General features: G+C 68.6%; 19 protein-coding genes and 1 pseudogene. 2 read left to right on the top strand and 18 right to left on the bottom strand.

Features of this window, described 5'->3' with window-relative positions:
• Nucleotides 1-80: 80 nt before the first annotated feature.
• The 11 genes from RLT58_RS29240 to RLT58_RS29190 form a co-directional block, all read right to left on the bottom strand.
• Nucleotides 81-521 (bottom strand): hypothetical protein, encoded by a 441-nt coding sequence (locus RLT58_RS29240; protein ID WP_311313358.1) that lies wholly within the window; start codon nucleotides 519-521, stop codon nucleotides 81-83.
• A gap of 206 nt (nucleotides 522-727) precedes the next feature.
• Nucleotides 728-1,681: a twin-arginine translocase subunit TatC gene (gene tatC / locus RLT58_RS29235; protein ID WP_311313357.1), complete on the bottom strand. Its 954-nt coding sequence runs from the start codon at nucleotides 1,679-1,681 to the stop codon at nucleotides 728-730.
• A 73-nt stretch (nucleotides 1,682-1,754) separates the two neighbouring features.
• Nucleotides 1,755-2,048 (bottom strand): Sec-independent protein translocase subunit TatA, encoded by a 294-nt coding sequence (tatA, locus tag RLT58_RS29230; protein ID WP_311313356.1) that lies wholly within the window; start codon nucleotides 2,046-2,048, stop codon nucleotides 1,755-1,757.
• 241 nt (nucleotides 2,049-2,289) lie between these two features.
• Nucleotides 2,290-2,487 (bottom strand): hypothetical protein, encoded by a 198-nt coding sequence (locus RLT58_RS29225; RefSeq protein WP_311313355.1) that lies wholly within the window; start codon nucleotides 2,485-2,487, stop codon nucleotides 2,290-2,292.
• A gap of 12 nt (nucleotides 2,488-2,499) precedes the next feature.
• Nucleotides 2,500-2,778 (bottom strand): hypothetical protein, encoded by a 279-nt coding sequence (locus tag RLT58_RS29220; RefSeq protein ID WP_311313354.1) that lies wholly within the window; start codon nucleotides 2,776-2,778, stop codon nucleotides 2,500-2,502.
• Nucleotides 2,779-2,796: 18 nt separating this feature from the next.
• Nucleotides 2,797-3,753 carry a helix-turn-helix transcriptional regulator gene (locus tag RLT58_RS29215; protein ID WP_311313353.1) on the bottom strand — a complete coding sequence of 319 codons (957 nt, stop codon included), beginning with the start codon at nucleotides 3,751-3,753 and terminating at the stop codon, nucleotides 2,797-2,799.
• 13 nt (nucleotides 3,754-3,766) lie between these two features.
• Nucleotides 3,767-4,720: a helix-turn-helix transcriptional regulator gene (locus RLT58_RS29210; protein WP_311313352.1), complete on the bottom strand. Its 954-nt coding sequence runs from the start codon at nucleotides 4,718-4,720 to the stop codon at nucleotides 3,767-3,769.
• Nucleotides 4,721-4,833: 113 nt separating this feature from the next.
• Nucleotides 4,834-5,208, bottom strand: a complete 375-nt coding sequence (locus RLT58_RS29205) for an FKBP-type peptidyl-prolyl cis-trans isomerase (protein ID WP_311313351.1) — start codon at nucleotides 5,206-5,208, stop codon at nucleotides 4,834-4,836.
• A 43-nt stretch (nucleotides 5,209-5,251) separates the two neighbouring features.
• Complete coding sequence (locus tag RLT58_RS29200; RefSeq protein ID WP_311313350.1) at nucleotides 5,252-6,208, bottom strand: FKBP-type peptidyl-prolyl cis-trans isomerase; 957 nt, start codon at nucleotides 6,206-6,208, stop codon at nucleotides 5,252-5,254.
• A 127-nt stretch (nucleotides 6,209-6,335) separates the two neighbouring features.
• Entirely contained in the window at nucleotides 6,336-7,697 is a 1,362-nt protein-coding gene (gene pafA / locus RLT58_RS29195; RefSeq protein ID WP_311313349.1) for a Pup--protein ligase, read from the bottom strand.
• 9 nt (nucleotides 7,698-7,706) lie between these two features.
• Nucleotides 7,707-8,966 (bottom strand): MFS transporter, encoded by a 1,260-nt coding sequence (locus RLT58_RS29190; RefSeq protein ID WP_311313348.1) that lies wholly within the window; start codon nucleotides 8,964-8,966, stop codon nucleotides 7,707-7,709.
• A gap of 134 nt (nucleotides 8,967-9,100) precedes the next feature.
• On the opposite strand from RLT58_RS29190, the gene RLT58_RS29185 reads away from it, so the two are divergent.
• Nucleotides 9,101-10,138: a LacI family DNA-binding transcriptional regulator gene (locus RLT58_RS29185; protein WP_311313347.1), complete on the top strand. Its 1,038-nt coding sequence runs from the start codon at nucleotides 9,101-9,103 to the stop codon at nucleotides 10,136-10,138.
• 54 nt (nucleotides 10,139-10,192) lie between these two features.
• Here RLT58_RS29185 and prcA read toward each other — a convergent pair whose 3' ends face one another.
• The 6 genes and pseudogenes from prcA to arc form a co-directional block, all read right to left on the bottom strand.
• The gene (prcA, locus tag RLT58_RS29180) at nucleotides 10,193-11,059 is read right to left on the bottom strand and encodes a proteasome subunit alpha (RefSeq protein ID WP_311313346.1); all 867 of its coding nucleotides are present in this window, start codon (nucleotides 11,057-11,059) and stop codon (nucleotides 10,193-10,195) included.
• A gap of 59 nt (nucleotides 11,060-11,118) precedes the next feature.
• Nucleotides 11,119-11,964, bottom strand: a complete 846-nt coding sequence (gene prcB / locus RLT58_RS29175) for a proteasome subunit beta (protein ID WP_311313345.1) — start codon at nucleotides 11,962-11,964, stop codon at nucleotides 11,119-11,121.
• Nucleotides 11,916-12,107, bottom strand: a pseudogene (locus RLT58_RS29170) (endonuclease domain-containing protein); the annotation flags it as partial. The pseudogene RLT58_RS29170 and the gene prcB, both read right to left, overlap by 49 nt.
• Nucleotides 12,108-12,211: 104 nt before the next feature.
• The gene (locus RLT58_RS29165) at nucleotides 12,212-12,430 is read right to left on the bottom strand and encodes a ubiquitin-like protein Pup (RefSeq protein ID WP_311313344.1); all 219 of its coding nucleotides are present in this window, start codon (nucleotides 12,428-12,430) and stop codon (nucleotides 12,212-12,214) included.
• Nucleotides 12,431-12,550: 120 nt separating this feature from the next.
• The gene (dop, locus tag RLT58_RS29160) at nucleotides 12,551-14,062 is read right to left on the bottom strand and encodes a depupylase/deamidase Dop (RefSeq protein WP_311313343.1); all 1,512 of its coding nucleotides are present in this window, start codon (nucleotides 14,060-14,062) and stop codon (nucleotides 12,551-12,553) included.
• A gap of 237 nt (nucleotides 14,063-14,299) precedes the next feature.
• Nucleotides 14,300-16,066, bottom strand: a complete 1,767-nt coding sequence (gene arc / locus RLT58_RS29155) for a proteasome ATPase (protein ID WP_311313342.1) — start codon at nucleotides 16,064-16,066, stop codon at nucleotides 14,300-14,302.
• 241 nt (nucleotides 16,067-16,307) lie between these two features.
• Between arc and RLT58_RS29150 the strand changes: the two genes are divergently transcribed.
• On the top strand, nucleotides 16,308-16,619 hold the full coding sequence (locus RLT58_RS29150) for a ferredoxin (RefSeq protein ID WP_311313341.1): 312 nt from the start codon (nucleotides 16,308-16,310) through the stop codon (nucleotides 16,617-16,619).
• Between the two features lie 4 nt (nucleotides 16,620-16,623).
• On the opposite strand, the gene RLT58_RS29145 is transcribed toward RLT58_RS29150, so the two are convergent.
• On the bottom strand, nucleotides 16,624-17,214 hold the full coding sequence (locus RLT58_RS29145; RefSeq protein ID WP_311313340.1) for a hypothetical protein: 591 nt from the start codon (nucleotides 17,212-17,214) through the stop codon (nucleotides 16,624-16,626).
• Between the last annotated feature and the right edge of the window lie 126 nt (nucleotides 17,215-17,340).

Raw genomic sequence — 17,340 nt, 5'->3', positions numbered from 1 at the left:
CGGACGATCATCAGCCGACAGCGGCCCGCCCTCGGGGCGGACCGCTTCCTGCCGTGCGAGACGAGGATCAGGCAATGTCCTCAGCCGTCATTGCTGATCCACGGGCTCGTCGAGCACTCGTCATCGCCGATGCTCGCGACACAGGCTGTGAGCTTGATGCGGCTCCCCTTGCCGCCAAGGGCGTTCGTGCTGCTGGCCTCATAGAAGTCCTTGTCGCACTTTGCCCAGTCGCCAGACCCGCGGTCGCTGGTGCACTTACCGTTTCGGTACGAATGCCACGTACCACTGGAGTTACGAATTTCGTTCTGCCACTTGACGTAGACCGAGTAACCGTCGAGAGAATTGTCCCTGATGTAGATCACATCACCGTAAGGCTGGAAGCATCCAGTGGCACCCGTAATTTCGGTGATACAGGTTCCACCACTCGGGGCCCCGCTGGGGACTCCCTTGTCCGTCTCCTCGGCCGCAACTGCAGGATTACTCATCGCCACGAAGAGCGCACCACCTGCGGTAAGCGTCACGAACGCCGACCTCAATCCACCACGAAGCATTCCGAAGACCCCTCCCCTGGAATCAAAAATCGACGGGACCTCTACACATCTCGCGTCGCAGAGGTCCCGCAAACACCAGGTGAACGGCATCCAGCCCGCCCTTCACTCACAAGGGGATTTTCGGCAACCCTCGGCAGGACCGTCCCCTCCTTCACGGCATGCCGTGAAGGAGCGCCCTACGTCACATCGTCATAGCCATTCGTGGGCAAGCGTTCACCGGTTGCCTGCTCGGGCAGGTCCCGACTCGCACCGACCGACTCGACCTCGCCCACGTCCTCCGGCGTGAGGTCCAGGTCGGAGGCCTCATCGTCAGCAGGCCCCTCGGCGAGCCGACGAGCGCGACGGCGATCGTTCGCCAAGGCAATGCCCGCAGCCCCGAAGTACAGCACCCAGATGGGACCCGCAAGCGCCAGCATGGAAATCGGGTCGGTGCTCGGAGTGGCAATTGCAGCGAAGAGGGTGATGCCCATGATCATGGCGCGCCACCAGCCGATCAGCTTCTTCCCTGAAAGGACACCACCGAAATTCAGCATGACCAGAAGGAGCGGAAGTTCGAAGGCGAGACCGAAGACAAGGATCATCCGCATGATCAGCTGAAGGAGCCCGTCAAGGGGAAGCTGGTTGTCGCTTCCGATGAGCGAGAATTCCAGCATCACAGATGCCATCTTCGGCAACGACCAGTAGGCAAAATACGCACCCATGACAAACAAGGGGAAGCCCGCGCCCACGAAGGCGAGTGCATATTTCTTCTCGTGACGATGAAGCCCCGGGGCGAGAAAACCCCAGAGCTGGTAGAGCCAAACCGGAGACGCCAGTACCGCGCCCGTCGAGAACGAGACCGTGAGGGCCAACGTGAAGGGGCTCAGCAAGCCGTTCTGCACGATACGCGCACAGTGCGCTTCACTGGACTCCTTGGCCAGATCGCTGAAACTGTGTTCGCATCCCACCGCGCCGAGAATGGGGTTCGTGAAGAACTCCATCACGTCCTTGTAGAAGAAGGCGGCGATGGCGGTGGCAACGACCATCGCCAACAGGCTCTTGACGAGCCGGTTGCGCAGTTCACGCAGGTGATCCGCGAGCGGCATCCGCCCCTCGGGGTCGTTCTCCTGTTTGCGGGCAGACTTGAGCAACCCACGTCCTCATCTCGTGCGCAGGCCGACGCCCAGGGCCGGCCTTCGATCAGCTCTTGATCAGTTCCCGGGGTCAGCCCTGCGACTGGTTGGACTTCTCCGCCGACACGGGACGCGAGCTGGTTACGTCGCCGGGCGACGCCTGGATGGTGCGCGGCGCCGACGGCTCGTGGTCGTTGACCGGCGGGTCCGACGGAGCCGCCGCGGTGTTGCCGCCCTCGCTCTTCATCGCCTTCGCCTCGCTCTTGAGGATGCGGGCGGACTTACCCAGCGAACGCGCCATGTCGGGGAGCTTCTTCGCGCCGAACAGCAGAACGATCACTACGAGGATCAGGATGATCTCGGGGGCACCGAGCTTTCCGAACATATCCGTTTACCTTCTTCGCTGAGGCAGCAGGGGCGGGGCTGCAGGTCGACCCGGACCGGTGTCGGGGCGTCACGCCGACAGGGATGGTATCCCGCGGGGGTAAACACCGGGCAATGCCTGTGCGTACTCCCACTTGCGGCCCGCGCCTCTCTCCGGGCCATGCGCACGAGCCTACCCGCCGCACCTGTCAGGCCGACAGGCCGCGACGGTAAAGCGCTTTCCCTCACACCCGCCGGAGAGGTCAGAACGCGTCCCCGCCGGCCTTTGCGACTCCCACCGCCGCACGCTCGAGATCTTCCGCCGCACGGTTGATGCGCCCCGTCGTCTCGGCGACCTGGCGCCCCAGGCGCTGGGCCTCGATGAACACCTTGACGGCCAGCACGCCGAGTACGGCGATCCCGAGGAAACCCAGGGCGATGGCGAGCATGGGCCAGAACATGCGCAGAACCTCTCAGGAGTCGGTGTGCAGGCGCAGCGTCCGCACGCCGCCGTCGGTGAGGAGTTCCACTATCCGCTCTCCCGCCGGCTTGCGGACGGACGTGGCGCACGCGGGGCAGGTGAAGGAGTAGAAGGTGGTCCGGCTGGTGGCGCCGACCACGAGCCGGACCTCACCTGCGGTCAGCTCGAACCCCGCCCGGCAGTCCGGGCAGGCGGCCTTGAAGCGCACCGAGTCGGGGACGACCACGGTCGGCACCGGGGCGACACCCGACACTGCGGACATATTGCCCATATCTCCTCAGGTGTCCCTTCAGGCCGGGTCGTCGTAGGCGGCGAGCGCCGCACGGGCCGCGTGCCGCGCGCTCTGCGCCAGCTCCGGCGGCGAGACGATGCGCCCCTCCGGGCCGAGCCGGAGCGCGAGCCTGCGCAGCGACGCCGGGTCCGGCGTGCGCAGCGTGATCCGCAGGCCGCCGTCGGGCAGCTCCTCGGCACTGTCGTGCGGGTAGTACTCGGCGACCCAGCGCCCGCCGGGGCCGACCTCGACCACGACCTCCGGGTCCTCGGCCGCGGGCTGCACGAGTCCTTCGGACAGGTCCCGCAGCTCCAGCTCCGGCGGCGCGGCCGGCTCGTCGAGCAGCCGGATCTCCGCGACCCGGTCGAGGCGGAAGGTACGCCGGTCCTCGGAGGACCGGCACCAGGCCTCCATATAGGTGTGGCCGACGGCGAAGAGGCGGATCGGGTCCACCTCGCGCTCGGTGAGCTCGTCGCGCGCGGGCGAGTAGTAGCGCAGCCAGAGCCGGCGCCGCTCGGAGATCGCCCGGTCCACGTCGGCGAAGACACCGCCCTCGGACTCGAAGGTGACCGAGAGCCGGGAGCTGGCGGCCCCCACCTCACCGGCCGCGGTCTCCAGCTTCGCGGTGGCCCGCAGCAGCGCCTGGCGGTCGCTCTCGCGCAGTCCCGGCAGGGTCGCCACGGCCCGGGCGGCGACCAGCAGGGCCGTCGCCTCGTCGGCCGCGAGCCGCAGCGGTTCGGCGACGTCGTCCGGGTTGTGCCACCAGATGCGGTCGCCGTCGGTGTCGATGTCCAGCAGATCACCGCCGCGGAAACTGGTCCCGCACATGGGCAGGACGTCGAGGTCCGAGATCAGCTCGTCCTCGGTGATCCCGAAGGCCCGTGCGACGTCCTGGACATGGGCGCCGGGGCGCTCCCGCAGATACGTCACCAGGGAGAGCATCCGGCGCGTCTGGTCGATGGCGTTCGTGGCCATGAATACGGTCCCCTCAGTCCTTGGCCACGGCGCGCAGCCGGTCCACCACGTCGGCCCGCAGATCCGCAGGTTCCCGCACGATGACGTCCGGGCCGAACTCGACGAGCCAGGCGTCCAGACCGTGTCCGTACGGAATCTCCAACTCCTCCCACCCGTCGCCGAGTTCCCGGACCGATATCGCCCGGGCCCGCAGCGGGTACCCGGAGTCGGCCCGCAGCCTGATCAGCGCGGTGCGGGTGGCCGTCTCCCCGGCCCAGCTCTCGACGGTCTCGCGCACGGTGACCACGTCGGGCACCTCGGCCGTGAAGGCACCGGCCCGCGAACGGACCTTGCCGGTGATCCGGGAGAGGCGGAAGACGCGCTCGGCGCCCCGCTCCCGGTCCCAGCCGGCCAGATACCAGTGACCGCGCCAGCACTCCAGCGTCCACGGCTCGACCTGGCGCTGCTCGGGGCGGGCGGCATTGGCCTTGCGGTAGTCGAAGGTCACCGGCCGGCGGTCGCGGCAGGCCAGCATCAGCGGCTCGAACGCGGCCTCGTGGACGGGGATGCGGGGTTCGAGGGCGCTGTGCACCTCGTAGGCGTCCTCGGCCTCGGGCATACCGGCCGCCCGCAGCTTCTGGAGCGCGCCGCTGGCCGCGCCGGCCAGCCGGGCCTGCTGCCAGACCTTGGCGGCGAGGCCGAGTGCGGCGGCCTCCTCCGCGTCGAGCGTGATCGGGGGCAGCCGGTTGCTGTCGCGGCGGGCGAGGTAGCCGGTGTCGCCGTCCAGGTTCTCCACGGTCTCGATGACGAGACCCAGCTCGCGCAGATCGTCCTTGTCGCGCTCGAACATCCGGTTGAAGGCGTCGTCGGAACCCGCTTCGAGGTAGGCCTCGATGGAACCGCGCAGTTCGCGCTTGCTGAGCGGGCGCCGCGTCCCCAGCAGGCACAACGCCAGGTTCATCAGCCGCTCGGCCTTGGCAATCGCCATCGACGCCCTTTCTGTTTTGCTCTACGACCCTCGACCGTACCGCCCCGGGGTGTCCGGACAAAAGCGAGGGCCCGCGCCTTGCGGCACGGGCCCTCGGAGCGCTGGGCGCGGGATCAGACGGCGACCAGGTCGCAGACGAAGATCAGCGTCTCGCCCGGGGCGATCGCGCCGCCGCCGGCGCCGCGGTCACCGTACGCGAGGTGCGCGGGGATGGTCAGCTGGCGACGGCCGCCGACCTTCATGCCCTGCACGCCCTGGTCCCAGCCCTTGATGACCTGACCGGCACCGAGCTGGAACTGGAGCGGGGTGCCGCGGTTCCAGGAGGCGTCGAACTCCTCGCCGGTGGAGAAGGCCACACCCACGTAGTGGACGGAGACCGTCTGACCGGCCTGGGCGACGGCGCCGTCGCCCTCCCAGATGTCCTTGATCTCCAGGTCGGCCGGCGGCTCGCCACCCGGGAAGTCGATCTCGGGCTTCTCGATGCTCACTGACTTGCTCCTCTAAATGATGAACTGGGCAACCGGGACAGTCTTACATCTTCGCCAGGATGTCCACGGCGAAGACGAGCGTCGAGTTCGCGGGGATGGACTGCTGGGCCTTGTCACCGAGGCCCTGGTCCGGCGGGACGACGAGCAGCACGCGGCTGCCGATCTTCTTGCCGATCAGACCGTTCTTGAGCCCCTTGAGGGTGACCTGGGCCAGCGGGAAGGTCGCCGTGTTGCCCGTCTTGTAGGTGCTGTCGAACTCCTTGCCGTCCTTCCACAGGACGCCCACGTAGTTCACGACGACCGTGTCGGTCTCCTTGACGACCTCGCCCTTGGACTCCAGGACGTAGTTGGAGACGAGCTTCTTCGGCGGGTCGGTCTTGGACGGGACCTCGACGCTCGGCGCCTTGCCGTCGGTCTTGGTGCCCACCTTCGGCAGGTCGATGTTGTCCTGGGCGACCGCGGTGCCCTTGGCCGTCGTCGGGATCTGCTTGGCCTTCAGGACGTCGACGACGAAGACGAGCGTGGCGTTCGGCTTGATGTCGCCCTGGCCGTTCGCGCCGTAACCGAGGTCCGGCGGGATGACGAGCTGGACCCTGCTGCCGACCTTCTGGCCGACCAGGCCCTTGTCCCAGCCCTGGATGACCATGCCGGCCCCGAGCGTGAGATCGAACGGCTGCTTGCGGTCGAAGCTGTTGTCGAACGGCTTGTCGGAGTCCCAGGCCTGCCCCAGGTAGTTGACCTGGATCGCGTCGCCCTTCTTGAGCGTCGCGCCGTCGCCCTCGCTGACGACGTTGGTCTTCAGCTCCGTGGGCGGCTTTCCGCTGCCCTTGGCCAGGGTGGGCTTCTCGCCGAACTTCGCGCCCGCGGTGATGGCGGGGAAACCACCCTTGGAGGGGGCGGACGCGGAGGCGGAAGCGGAGTCGGAGCCCTTGTCGTCGCTGCCGCAGGCCGCTGACAGCAGCAGCAGGGGGACGACTAGAAGGCCGGCAAGTCGGCGCACTGGTTCCTCAGATCTCAGACGACACATGTGTAGGGGGTCTCGGACACTCTAGGGCGTGCGCAGGGCCCCGTACGAGGAACGTACGGGGCCCGAGTCGCACAAGAGCCGAGGCGCGTCCTGCGCCGGCTCACATACCCGCGATCAGCTTCTCCACTCGGTCGTCCACGGAACGGAACGGGTCCTTGCACAACACCGTGCGCTGCGCCTGGTCGTTGAGCTTGAGGTGGACCCAGTCGACGGTGAAGTCCCGCCGCTGCTGCTGGGCCCGCTTGATGAAGTCGCCGCGCAGCCGCGCCCTGGTGGTCTGCGGGGGCACCGACTTGCCCTCGAAGATCTTCAGGTCGTTGCAGATCCGGGCGGCCTGCCCCTTGCGCTCCAGCAGGTAGTACAGGCCGCGGCGGCGGTGGATGTCGTGGTAGGCGAGGTCTATCTGGGCGACCCGCGGATTCGACATGGTCATGTTGTGCTTGCCCCGGTACCGCTCGATGAGCTTGTACTTCATGACCCAGTCGATCTCGGTACCGATCCGGTCGAGGTCCTCGGCCTCGATCGCGTCGAGCGTGCGGCCCCACAGTTCGAGGACCTTCTCGACGTTGCCCGTGCGGATGCCGCGGCGGTCGACGAAGTCCACGGCCTTCTCGTAGTACTCGCGCTGCACCTCGATGGCGGACGCCTCGCGGCCACTGGCGAGGCGGACCTTGCGCTGCCCGGTGATGTCGTGGCTGACCTCGCGGATCGCCCTGATCGGGTTCTCCAGGGTCAGGTCGCGCATCACCGTGCCCGCCTCGATCATGCGGAGCACCAGGTCGGTCGCGCCGACCTTGAGCAGCATGGTCGTCTCGGACATGTTGGAGTCGCCGACGATGACGTGGAGGCGGCGGTACCGCTCCGCGTCCGCGTGCGGCTCGTCCCGGGTGTTGATGATCGGCCGGGATCGTGTCGTCGCGGAACTGACGCCCTCCCAGATGTGCTCGGCACGCTGGCTGACGCAGTAGACGGCGCCCCGGGGGGTCTGCAGCACCTTGCCGGCGCCGCAGATCAGCTGCCTCGTGACGAGGAAGGGAATGAGGATGTCCGCGAGCCGCGAGAATTCTCCGTGCCGGGCCACGAGGTAGTTCTCATGGCATCCGTAGGAGTTTCCCGCCGAGTCGGTGTTGTTCTTGAAGAGATAGACGTCGCCCGCGATTCCCTCCTCGTGCAGGCGGCGTTCGGCGTCGACAAGCAGGCCTTCGAGAATGCGCTCGCCGGCCTTGTCGTGGGTGACCAGCTCGGTCAGGTTGTCGCATTCGGGGGTTGCATATTCCGGATGCGATCCCACGTCGAGGTAGAGGCGGGCGCCGTTCCGCAGAAAGACATTGCTGCTGCGGCCCCATGACACAACACGGCGGAAGAGGTAGCGCGCCACTTCATCAGGAGACAGTCGGCGCTGTCCCCTGAACGTGCACGTGACGCCGTACTCGTTCTCCAGCCCGAAAATGCGGCGGTCCATGACTGAACATTACGCCTGATGGCCCGAGCTGAAACCGGGTTCGACGGCACCGTTTCGATCATTTTCCGATCCTCGCACCGCGACAGCGCTACGGCCGGGAGCTGCGAGGACCCTTCCGGTCGCCAGCAGAACGACGAGCGCGGCCACTCCACCGGCCCCCGCGACGGCGAAGCTCCACGCCGTCCCGCCCAGCTCCACGGCCGGGCCGGCCACCGCGGTCCCGGCGGCGGCGCCCACCCCGAACGTGGTCACGAGCCAGGAGAAGGCCTCCGTCACGGTGCCCCTCGGGGCGTGCCGGTCGACCACGATGAACGAGCAGGCGATCGCGGGCGCGAGGAACACTCCGGCGACGGCCGCCAGCACGGTCATCGCCACCACTCCGGGCGTCAGCACCAACGGGAGGTAGCCGAGCGCGAGCAGCGCCACGATCACCCGCAGCCGGCGCTCCGGCGGCCCGGCCCACTGCCGCGCCCCGTACAGCGCGCCGCCGATCAGCGCGCCGAGCCCCAGGGCGGCCATCAGCCAGCCGTAGACCGACTCCCGGCCCTGGTCGTCGGCGTAGGCCACACCGGCCACCGTGATGGACCCCAGGGCCAGTCCGACGAAGAAGAACGACCCCAGCAGCGCCAGCAGCCCGGGCGAGCGCAGGGCGCCCAGCCAGTGCGCCTCGCGCGGCGCGGAGCGCCAGTTCCGCGAGGGCTCGGACAGCACGACGGTGAGCGCCCCCAGCACACCGATGACGTTGATGACGAGCAGGGCAGCAGCCGGCGACCAGAGGGAGACCAGCAGGGTCACCAGGAGCGGGCCCACGGTGAACATGACCTCCTGGGCGACCGCGTCCATGGCGTAGGCACGGTGCACCCGCTCCTCGCCGCCGAGGACGCTCGGCCACAGGGCCCGCAGCCCGCCCTCCAGGGGCGGGGTGAACAGCCCGGCCACGGTGACCGCCGCATAGGCGAGCGGCAGCGACCCGAAGCCCGTCAGGGCGAGCACGGCCATGCCGAGCGCGGACAGGACGGCGCAGGGCAGCTGGACGCGCGGCTGGCCGTACAGGTCGACGGCGCGGCCCAGCAGGGGCTGCCCGACTGCGGTGGCCAGTCCGTACACCGCGGCGAGCGCCCCCGCGAGGGCGTAGCTGCCGCTCTCCGCGCGGGTGAACAGCACGATCGCGATGGGCGCCGTGGCGTTCGGCAGCCGCCCCACCAGCGTGCCCGTCAGCAGCCGGGCGGCATGCCGCGCCCGGAGGATGTCCAGATATCCCGCGGCCATGTCCCGCCCCTCTCCCCCGGGCGCCCTGTCCGGACGGTCGAGGTTTTACGTATAACTTCCAGGTTCATACGTACCATGTGGCAGTCCGCAGGTCCACCTCACGGCGCCTGCCCCGACCGGCCCGGAGGCCCCGCGTGTCCAGCCCAGCACCGCCCGGTACGCCCCGGCCCACCAGCCGGGACGTCGCACGGGCCGCAGGCGTCTCCCAGGCCACCGTCTCCCTGGTCCTCGGCGACAAGTGGCGGGGCAGAGTCTCCGAGACCACCGCCGGACGGGTGCGCGAGGCCGCCCGGGGGCTCGGCTACCGCCCCAACCTGGCCGCCCGCAATCTCCGCCTCGGCCACACCAGGACCGCCCTGCTCGTCGTCCCGGCCCTCACCAACGAGTTCTTCGCCCGGGTGTACACCGGGGCCGCCGCGGTCGCCGCCGAGCACGGCTTCGGCGTGGTCCTCTACCCCTCGCCGGACGGCACGGGCCCGGCGCGGGACCCCTTCGCCTCCGCGCGCGCCGCGCTGGACGGGGTCATCGCCTCGTCGATGGCCGCCGACGCGCTCGACGCCCTGCACGGCGCCGACGTCCCCCTGGTCATGCTGGACAGCGACCCCTCGGCGCCGGGGCCCGCCGCCCGGGTCAACCTCGACATCGCCGACGGGATGCGCCAGGTGACGGAGCATCTGCTCGCCCTGGGCCACCGCCGCTTCGTCCATCTCGCATCGGCCGTCGACACCTGGACGTTCGCCGTCCGCGCCCGCGCCCTGCACGAGGCCCTGCGCGGCGTCCCCGGCGCCGAGGTGCGTACCGTGCCGTCCGCTCTGGACGTGCGGGCCGGGCGCGAGGCCGCCGAGCGCACGCTGAGCGCCTCCGGCCCCCGGGCCACCGCCGTCGTGTGCGACGACGACATCCTGGCCGCGGGAGCGTGCAAGGCCGCCCGTCGGCTCGGGCTGCGGGTGCCCGACGACCTCTCCGTCACCGGCTTCGACGACCTGGCCCTCGCCACGGCGGTCGAGCCGGAGCTGACCACCGTGCAGCTGCCCGCCGAGCGGGTCGGAGAGCGCGGCATGAACGCCCTGCTGGCCGTCCTGGACGGCCGCGCGGCCGAGTCCGGCAGCCTGCCGGTGCGGCTGGTCGTCCGGGGCTCCTCGGCACCGCCGCCCGGCCACCGGGGCGCATGACAGTGCCCCGGCCCGCCGGGAGGGCGGACCGGGGCGGCGAGACCTGTCGAGCGGTTACTCCACGTCCCCGCCGGAATCGGTGGAGTCCTTGGAGCCGCCGGCGTCCTTGGAGCCCTTGGAATCCTTGGCGCCACCGGTGTCCGGAGCGGCCGTCCTGGGGGCGTCCGTGCCGTCGCCGTCCTCCGTGTCCGAGGGGGCGTCGGTCGGCGTCGAACCGGCGCCGTCCGCCTCCAGCAGCCGGGCCAGCTGCCGCCCGACGATCCGCTTGAACTTGCGCTGCTGCGGCCTCGTACGGTCCAGGACCGCGACCTCCAGCCGCTCCGCGGGGATCTCCCGCTCGCTTCCGTTGGGATCGCGGGACAGCGCCTGCACCGCCAGCTTCAGCGCTTCGGCGAGGGACATCCCGTCACGGTGGCGCTGGTCGAGGAAGGTACTGATCTGCTCGGCGTTGCCGCCGACCGCGACCGAGCCGTGCTCGTCCACGATCGAGCCGTCGTGCGGCAGCCGGTAGATCTGGTCGCCGTCCGGCTCCGCGCCCACCTCGGCGACGACCAGCTCCACCTCGTACGGCTTCTCGGCCGCGCTGGAGAAGATGGTGCCGAGCGTCTGCGCGTAGACATTCGCCAGTCCACGCGCCGTCACATCGTCGCGGTCATAGGTGTATCCGCGCAGATCCGCATAGCGCACCCCGCCGATGCGGAGATTCTCGTACTCGTTGTACTTGCCGGCCGCGGCGAAACCGATCCGGTCATAGATCTCGCTGAACTTGTGCAGCGCACGGGACGGGTTCTCGCCGACGAACACAATGCCGTCGGCGTACTGCAGCACAACCAGGCTGCGACCACGGGCGATGCCCTTCCGGGCGTATTCCGCCCGGTCGGCCATGGCCTGCTGAGGTGAGACATAGAACGGCGTCGACACCGGCTATCCGTCCCTTTCTGTCAGTGACAAGAGCATCGAAGAAGCCTCGGAAGGAACGGTCAGAGCAGCGCGGCGCGCGGGCCGTCGGGCTGTTCCAGCCGGCGTTCCAGAATCGAGCGGGCGATCTCGGAGGATTCCGTCTCGGTCAGCTTCCGGAAGCCCTCGTCGGTGATGACGGTGACGATCGGATAGATACGGCGGGCCACGTCCGGTCCACCGGTCGCCGAGTCGTCGTCCGCCGCGTCGTACAGCGCCTGCACGACCAGCGTGAGCGTCTGCTCCTCCGTCAGGTCCTCGCGGTAGAGCTTCTTCATCGAGCCGCGGGCGAAGATCGACCCGGAGCCGGTGGACGCGTACCCGTGCTCCTCGGAACGGCCGCCGGTGACGTCGTAGCTGAAGATCCGGCCCCGCTCGCGGTCGACGTCGTAGCCGGCGAAGAGCGGCACCACGGCGAGGCCCTGCATGGCCATCGCCAGATTGCTGCGGATCATCGTGGAGAGCCGGTTCGCCTTGCCCTCCAGGGAGAGCTGGGCCCCCTCCACCTTCTCGAAGTGCTCCAGCTCCAGCTGGAAGAGCTTGACCATCTCCACGGCCAACCCCGCCGTACCGGCGATACCCACCGCCGAGTACTCGTCGGCGGGGAAGACCTTCTCGATGTCGCGCTGCGCGATCATGTTGCCCATGGTCGCCCGCCGGTCACCGGCCAGGACGACTCCGCCGGGGAAGGTCGCCGCGACGATGGTGGTGCCGTGCGGCGCCTCGATGGCCCCCTTCATGGGCGGCAGCTGCCGGTTGCCCGGAAGCATCCCGGGCGACTGGTCGGACAGGAAGTCCATGAAGGAAGAGGACCCGGGCGTCAGGAAGGCAGCTGGTAGACGCCCGGTGCTACGAGTGTTGGCTTCCACGCGTTTCCCTCCAGGTAAGCGATGGCCCTGCGCAAGGTGTCAGGATCATCTCCCAACTTGCCTACGGCCGAATTGCAGTTGAAGCACCGTATGCCACGGACCCTACCCGTCCGAGGGCAGTGATCCACATGTGCGGCGGAGGCATTCGGAATGCGGACCGACCGCACGGTCCGCGCCTGCGGCCGTGCGGTGCGGGCACCCGCCCGCACCGCACGCCGGTCGCCGGCCCCCGAGGGCGCCGTGCCGGTTACTCGCCGCCCTTTTGAACGAAGGAGCGGACGAAGTCCTCGGCATTGGCCTCGAGGACGTCATCGATCTCGTCGAGGACGTCGTCGACGTCGTCGCTCAGCTTCTCCTGCCGTTCCTTGAGGTCCTCGGATGCCTGCGCGTCCTGCGCCTGCTCCTCGACCTCCTCGGTGGAGCGCGTCGCCTTCTGCTGTCCGCCGCCGGTGTCCTTGGTCGCCATGTAGCTCACCCCGCTCGGTTCGAAGCACTTGATCAGACCCTACCTACGGGGTCCGACATTGGCCCGGTACTTGTCTCAACGTCCGGAGGTCATCGGAATGATTCCCAGCCGGGGACCCTTTCAGCCGCCCGACAGCACGCGGACCAGCTCTTCCGCCGTACGGCAGCGGTCCAGCAGGGCCTTCACATGGTCGCGGGTGCCCCGCAGGGGCTCCATCGTGGGGACCCGCTGGAGCGAGTCGTGGCCCGGCAGATCGAAGATCACCGAGTCCCAGGAGGCCGCCGCGACGTCGTCCGCGTACTGTTCCAGACAGCGACCGCGAAAATACGCCCTGGTGTCCTCAGGAGGCGCCGTACGGGCCTGCTCGACCTCGCTCTCGTCCAGCAGGCGTTTCATCCGGCCGCGGGCCGCCAGACGGTTGTACAGGCCCTTGTCGGGCCGTACGTCCGCGTACTGCAGGTCCACCAGGTGCAGCCGGGCGGCGTCCCAGTCCAGCCCGTCGCGGCGCCGGTAGCCCTCCATGAGCTCCCGCTTGGCGATCCAGTCCAGCTCGCCGGACAGGCTCATCGGGTCGTTCTCCAGCCGGTTCAGCGTGTCCTCCCAGCGGACCAGGATGTCCTTGGTCTGCTCGTCGGCGTCCGCCCCGTACCGCTCCTCGACGTATTTGCGGCCCAGCTCGAAGTACTCCATCTGGAGCTGCACAGCGGTGAGTGTCCGGCCGCTGCGCAGCGTGATCAGCTGCCGGAGGTCCGGGTCGTGGGAGACCTCGTGCAGCGTGCGCACGGGCTGGTCCACGGCCAGGTCGACGTTGATGAAGCCGTCCTCGATCATGGACAGGACGAGCGAGGTGGTGCCCAGCTTGAGGTAGGTGGAGATCTCCGAGAGGTTCGCGTCGCCGATGATCACATGGAGCCGGCGGTACTTCTCGGCGTCGGAGTGGGGCTCGTCGCGGGTGTTGATGATCGGGCGCTTGAGGGTGGTCTCCAGCCCGACCTCGACCTCGAAGTAGTCGGCGCGCTGGCTGATCTGGAAGCCGTGCTCGTGGCCGTCCTGGCCGATTCCGACCCGTCCGGCACCGGTGACGACCTGGCGCGAGACGAAGAACGGGGTCAGATGGCGCACGATGTCGGAGAACGGCGTCTCGCGCTTCATCAGATAGTTCTCGTGCGTGCCGTACGAGGCGCCCTTGTTGTCGGTGTTGTTCTTGTAGAGGTGGATCGGCTGGGCGCCGGGGAGCTGGGCCGCGCGCTCGGCGGCCTCGGCCATGATGCGCTCGCCGGCCTTGTCCCACAGGACCGCGTCCCGGGGATTGGTGATCTCCGGCGAGCTGTACTCGGGGTGCGCGTGGTCGACGTAGAGCCGGGCCCCGTTGGTGAGGATGACATTGGCCAGGCCGATGTCCTCGTCCGTGAGCTGGCTGGAGTCGGCGGTCTCGCGGGCGAGGTCGAAGCCTCGCGCGTCTCGCAGCGGGTTCTCCTCCTCGAAGTCCCAGCGGGCGCGGCGCGCCCGGTGCATCGCCGCCGCGTACGCGTTGACGATCTGGGACGAGGTGAGCATGGCATTGGCGTTGGGGTGTCCGGGCACGGAGATCCCGTACTCGGTCTCGATGCCCATTACTCGCCGTACGGTCATGCGGCCCTCCTTGCCCGGCGGCGCTCCCTTCCGGGGCGGCGCTCAAGTACCGCTGCTTCTCCGGTGCGTGCGCGGTCCGTCCGTCCCCGCACTGCGCGACCGGGCGGTACGCCAGAGCCTAGAACGCCTCTGTGCTGGTGGGGAGATCAATTACGTCATTACTGCGGTGTCGTGGCGGCTGTCCGGAAAGCAACCGGCTGCGGATGCCCGGCCGGGCATCCGCAGCCGGTCTGCGTTCTACAGGTACTGCCCGGTGTTTGCCACCGTGTCGATGGAGCGACCGGTGTCGGCACCCTGTTTTCCGGTGACGAGTGTGCGGATGAAGACGATCCGCTCACCCTTCTTGCCGGAGATCCGGGCCCAGTCGTCCGGGTTGGTGGTGTTCGGCAGGTCCTCGTTCTCCTTGAACTCGTCCACGCATGCCTGGAGGAGGTGGGAGACGCGAAGACCCTTCTGGCCCTGCTCGAGGAAGGCCTTGATGGCCATCTTCTTGGCCCGGTCGACGATGTTCTGGATCATCGCGCCGGAGTTGAAGTCCTTGAAGTACAGGACCTCCTTGTCGCCGTTGGCGTACGTGACCTCGAGGAAGCGGTTCTCCTCGGACTCGGTGTACATCCGCTCGACGACCGACTGGATCATGGCGTGCGCCGCGGCCTCCTTGGAGCCGGTGTGCTCCGCGAGGTCGTCCGCGTGCAGGGGCAGCGAGGGCGTGAGGTACTTCGCGAAGATGTCCTTCGCGGCCTCTGCGTCGGGGCGCTCGATCTTGATCTTCACATCGAGGCGGCCGGGTCGCAGGATGGCGGGGTCGATCATGTCCTCGCGGTTGGAGGCCCCGATGACGATGACGTTCTCCAGGCCCTCGACGCCGTCGATCTCGGCGAGCAGCTGGGGGACGATGGTGTTCTCCACGTCCGAGCTGACGCCGGATCCGCGGGTGCGGAAGAGCGACTCCATCTCGTCGAAGAAGACGATGACGGGGGTACCCTCACTCGCCTTCTCACGGGCACGCTGGAAGACCAGGCGGATGTGACGCTCGGTCTCGCCGACGTACTTGTTGAGGAGCTCGGGGCCCTTGATGTTCAGGAAGTAGCTCTTCCCGGCGGGCTGGCCGGTGACTTCGGCGACCTTCTTCGCAAGGGAGTTGGCCACCGCCTTGGCGATGAGCGTCTTGCCGCATCCGGGCGGCCCGTAGAGCAGGATGCCCTTCGGCGGCCGCAGCTCGTGTTCCTTGAAGAGGTCGGGGTGGAGATAAGGGAGCTCGACCGCGTCGCGGATGAGCTCGATCTGATCGCCCAGGCCGCCGATCTTGTCGTAGTCGATGTCGGGGACTTCTTCGAGGACGAGTTCTTCGACCTCGCTCTTGGGAACAACTTCGTAGACGTAGCCGGACCTGGGTTCGAGCAGCAGGGCGTCGCCGGGACGGATGGTGATGTCCAGCAAGGGCTCGGCGAGCCTCACCACCCGTTCCTCGTCGGTGTGCCCGATGACCAGGGCTCGTTCGCCGTCCTCAAGGATCTCCTTGAGGGTGACGATGTCCCCGGCCCGCTCGAATTCCATGGCGTCGACCACGTTGAGCGCTTCGTTGAGCATGACTTCCTGGCCCCGCCGGAGGCCGTCGAGCTCAACACTGGGACTGACGTTCACCCGGAGCTTGCGGCCCCCGGTGAAGATGTCGCAGGTACCGTCCTCGTTCGCCTGCAGGAACACACCGAAGCCGGCCGGCGGCTGTGCGAGCCGGTCGACCTCTTCCTTGAGGGCCACGATCTGGTCGCGGGCCTCACGGAGTGTGCTTGCGAGCCGCTCGTTCTGCGCGGACACGCCTGCGAGGTTGGTCTGCAACTCGACGATCCGCTCTTCGAGAATCCTCGTATGACGCGGAGAGTCGGCGAGCTTACGTCGCAGGACGGCGATTTCCTGCTCGAGATAGGCGACCTGGCCGGCTGGGTCATCGGACCCCCGCCCGGGCCGGATGCCGCGGTTGATGTCGTCGTCGTGGGCTGCCACGGTCCTCACCTCCTCCAAGGGGAGCTGGACGCTTCCTGACCCTACCTGGGTGGGTGATGATTGAAACCCCTAGATCACAAAGACTGCGGGGTGTGTCCGATCTTCACCCTTGCGCTCTCCCTCGTGTCAGGGGAATACCCACCCTTCAACATCGGAAAGCGGCCGGTTGTATCGTCGAACTGTTCAACACCCGTCAGGGCTGGCTTTTTTTGGTTCGGATACGCAGGAAACGGCAGGAGAAATGACCGTGCAGCAGGACGCTCCCACCGGCAGTGAGACGCAGGACCTGGAGGTCTGGATCGACCAGGACCTCTGCACGGGGGACGGCATCTGCGTGCAGTACGCGCCCGAGGTGTTCGAGCTGGACATCGACGGCCTGGCCTATGTGAAGAGCGACCAGGACGAGCTGCTCCAGGACAAGGGCGCGACCACCCCGGTGCCGCTGCCGCTGCTCCAGGACGTGGTGGACTCGGCCAAGGAGTGCCCGGGCGACTGCATCCACGTACGTCGGGTTTCGGACAGGGTCGAGGTCTTCGGCCCCGAGGCCGCCTGACCGGTCAGACGCCGGCGGCCGCGGGCTCGGCGGACTGGCTCGTCCGGACGAAGGCACCGTTCTGCCACTGCCAGGTGACCTTCTCCTGCTCGTCCGGGCAGCAGCTGGGCACCGAGGACGAGGAGTAGCCGAGCAGGGTGGCCGAGATGACGCGGTCACGCACGGTGAAGTCACCGATGCTCATCTGCTGGGCGGGGTCCACCAGGGTCGCGACGATCCTGGGTGCGGCCCCGCTTCCCTGTGTGAGGACATAGACGCCGCTGGGCGGGGTGCCGGATCCGGCCGCGCAGTGGACCACCGCGACGGTCTCGGGCCGGTCGTCGCCGTCGAGGTCACCGGGGGCCTGTTTGGCCACGGTGGTGCCGACGCCGCCGCACTCCAGGGGGTACGCGGCCTTCGCCGGGTCGGGCGCGGCGGCCGTCACGGTGCCGTGACGGGCGGCGGCGGTGTTGTGCGGGGTGGAGGCCGAAGCGCTCGCATCGGGCTGGAGCAGACCGGCGGCCGCGACGACGGCGGCCATGGCCGCCGCGGTGGCGAGCCAGTGCATCGGCGTGGTGTTGGTGTGCGCGAGGTCCGGGAGCGCGGAGGTCTGCACGCGGGATGTCTCCTGTGGTTCCTGTGGTGCGGAGCGCCGGATGAGGCGGTGCCACCGGCGGGACGTCGGCGGCGGGTGGGGTGTCCAGCATCGTGCCACACCTCACACGGCAGCGGAACGGTGGGG

The organism is Streptomyces sp. ITFR-16, assembly GCF_031844705.1.
Taxonomy (GTDB): Bacteria; Actinomycetota; Actinomycetes; order Streptomycetales; family Streptomycetaceae; genus Streptomyces.
The sequence above is the reverse complement of the archived record's forward strand: the minus strand, read 5'-3'. Positions and strand labels throughout refer to the sequence as shown.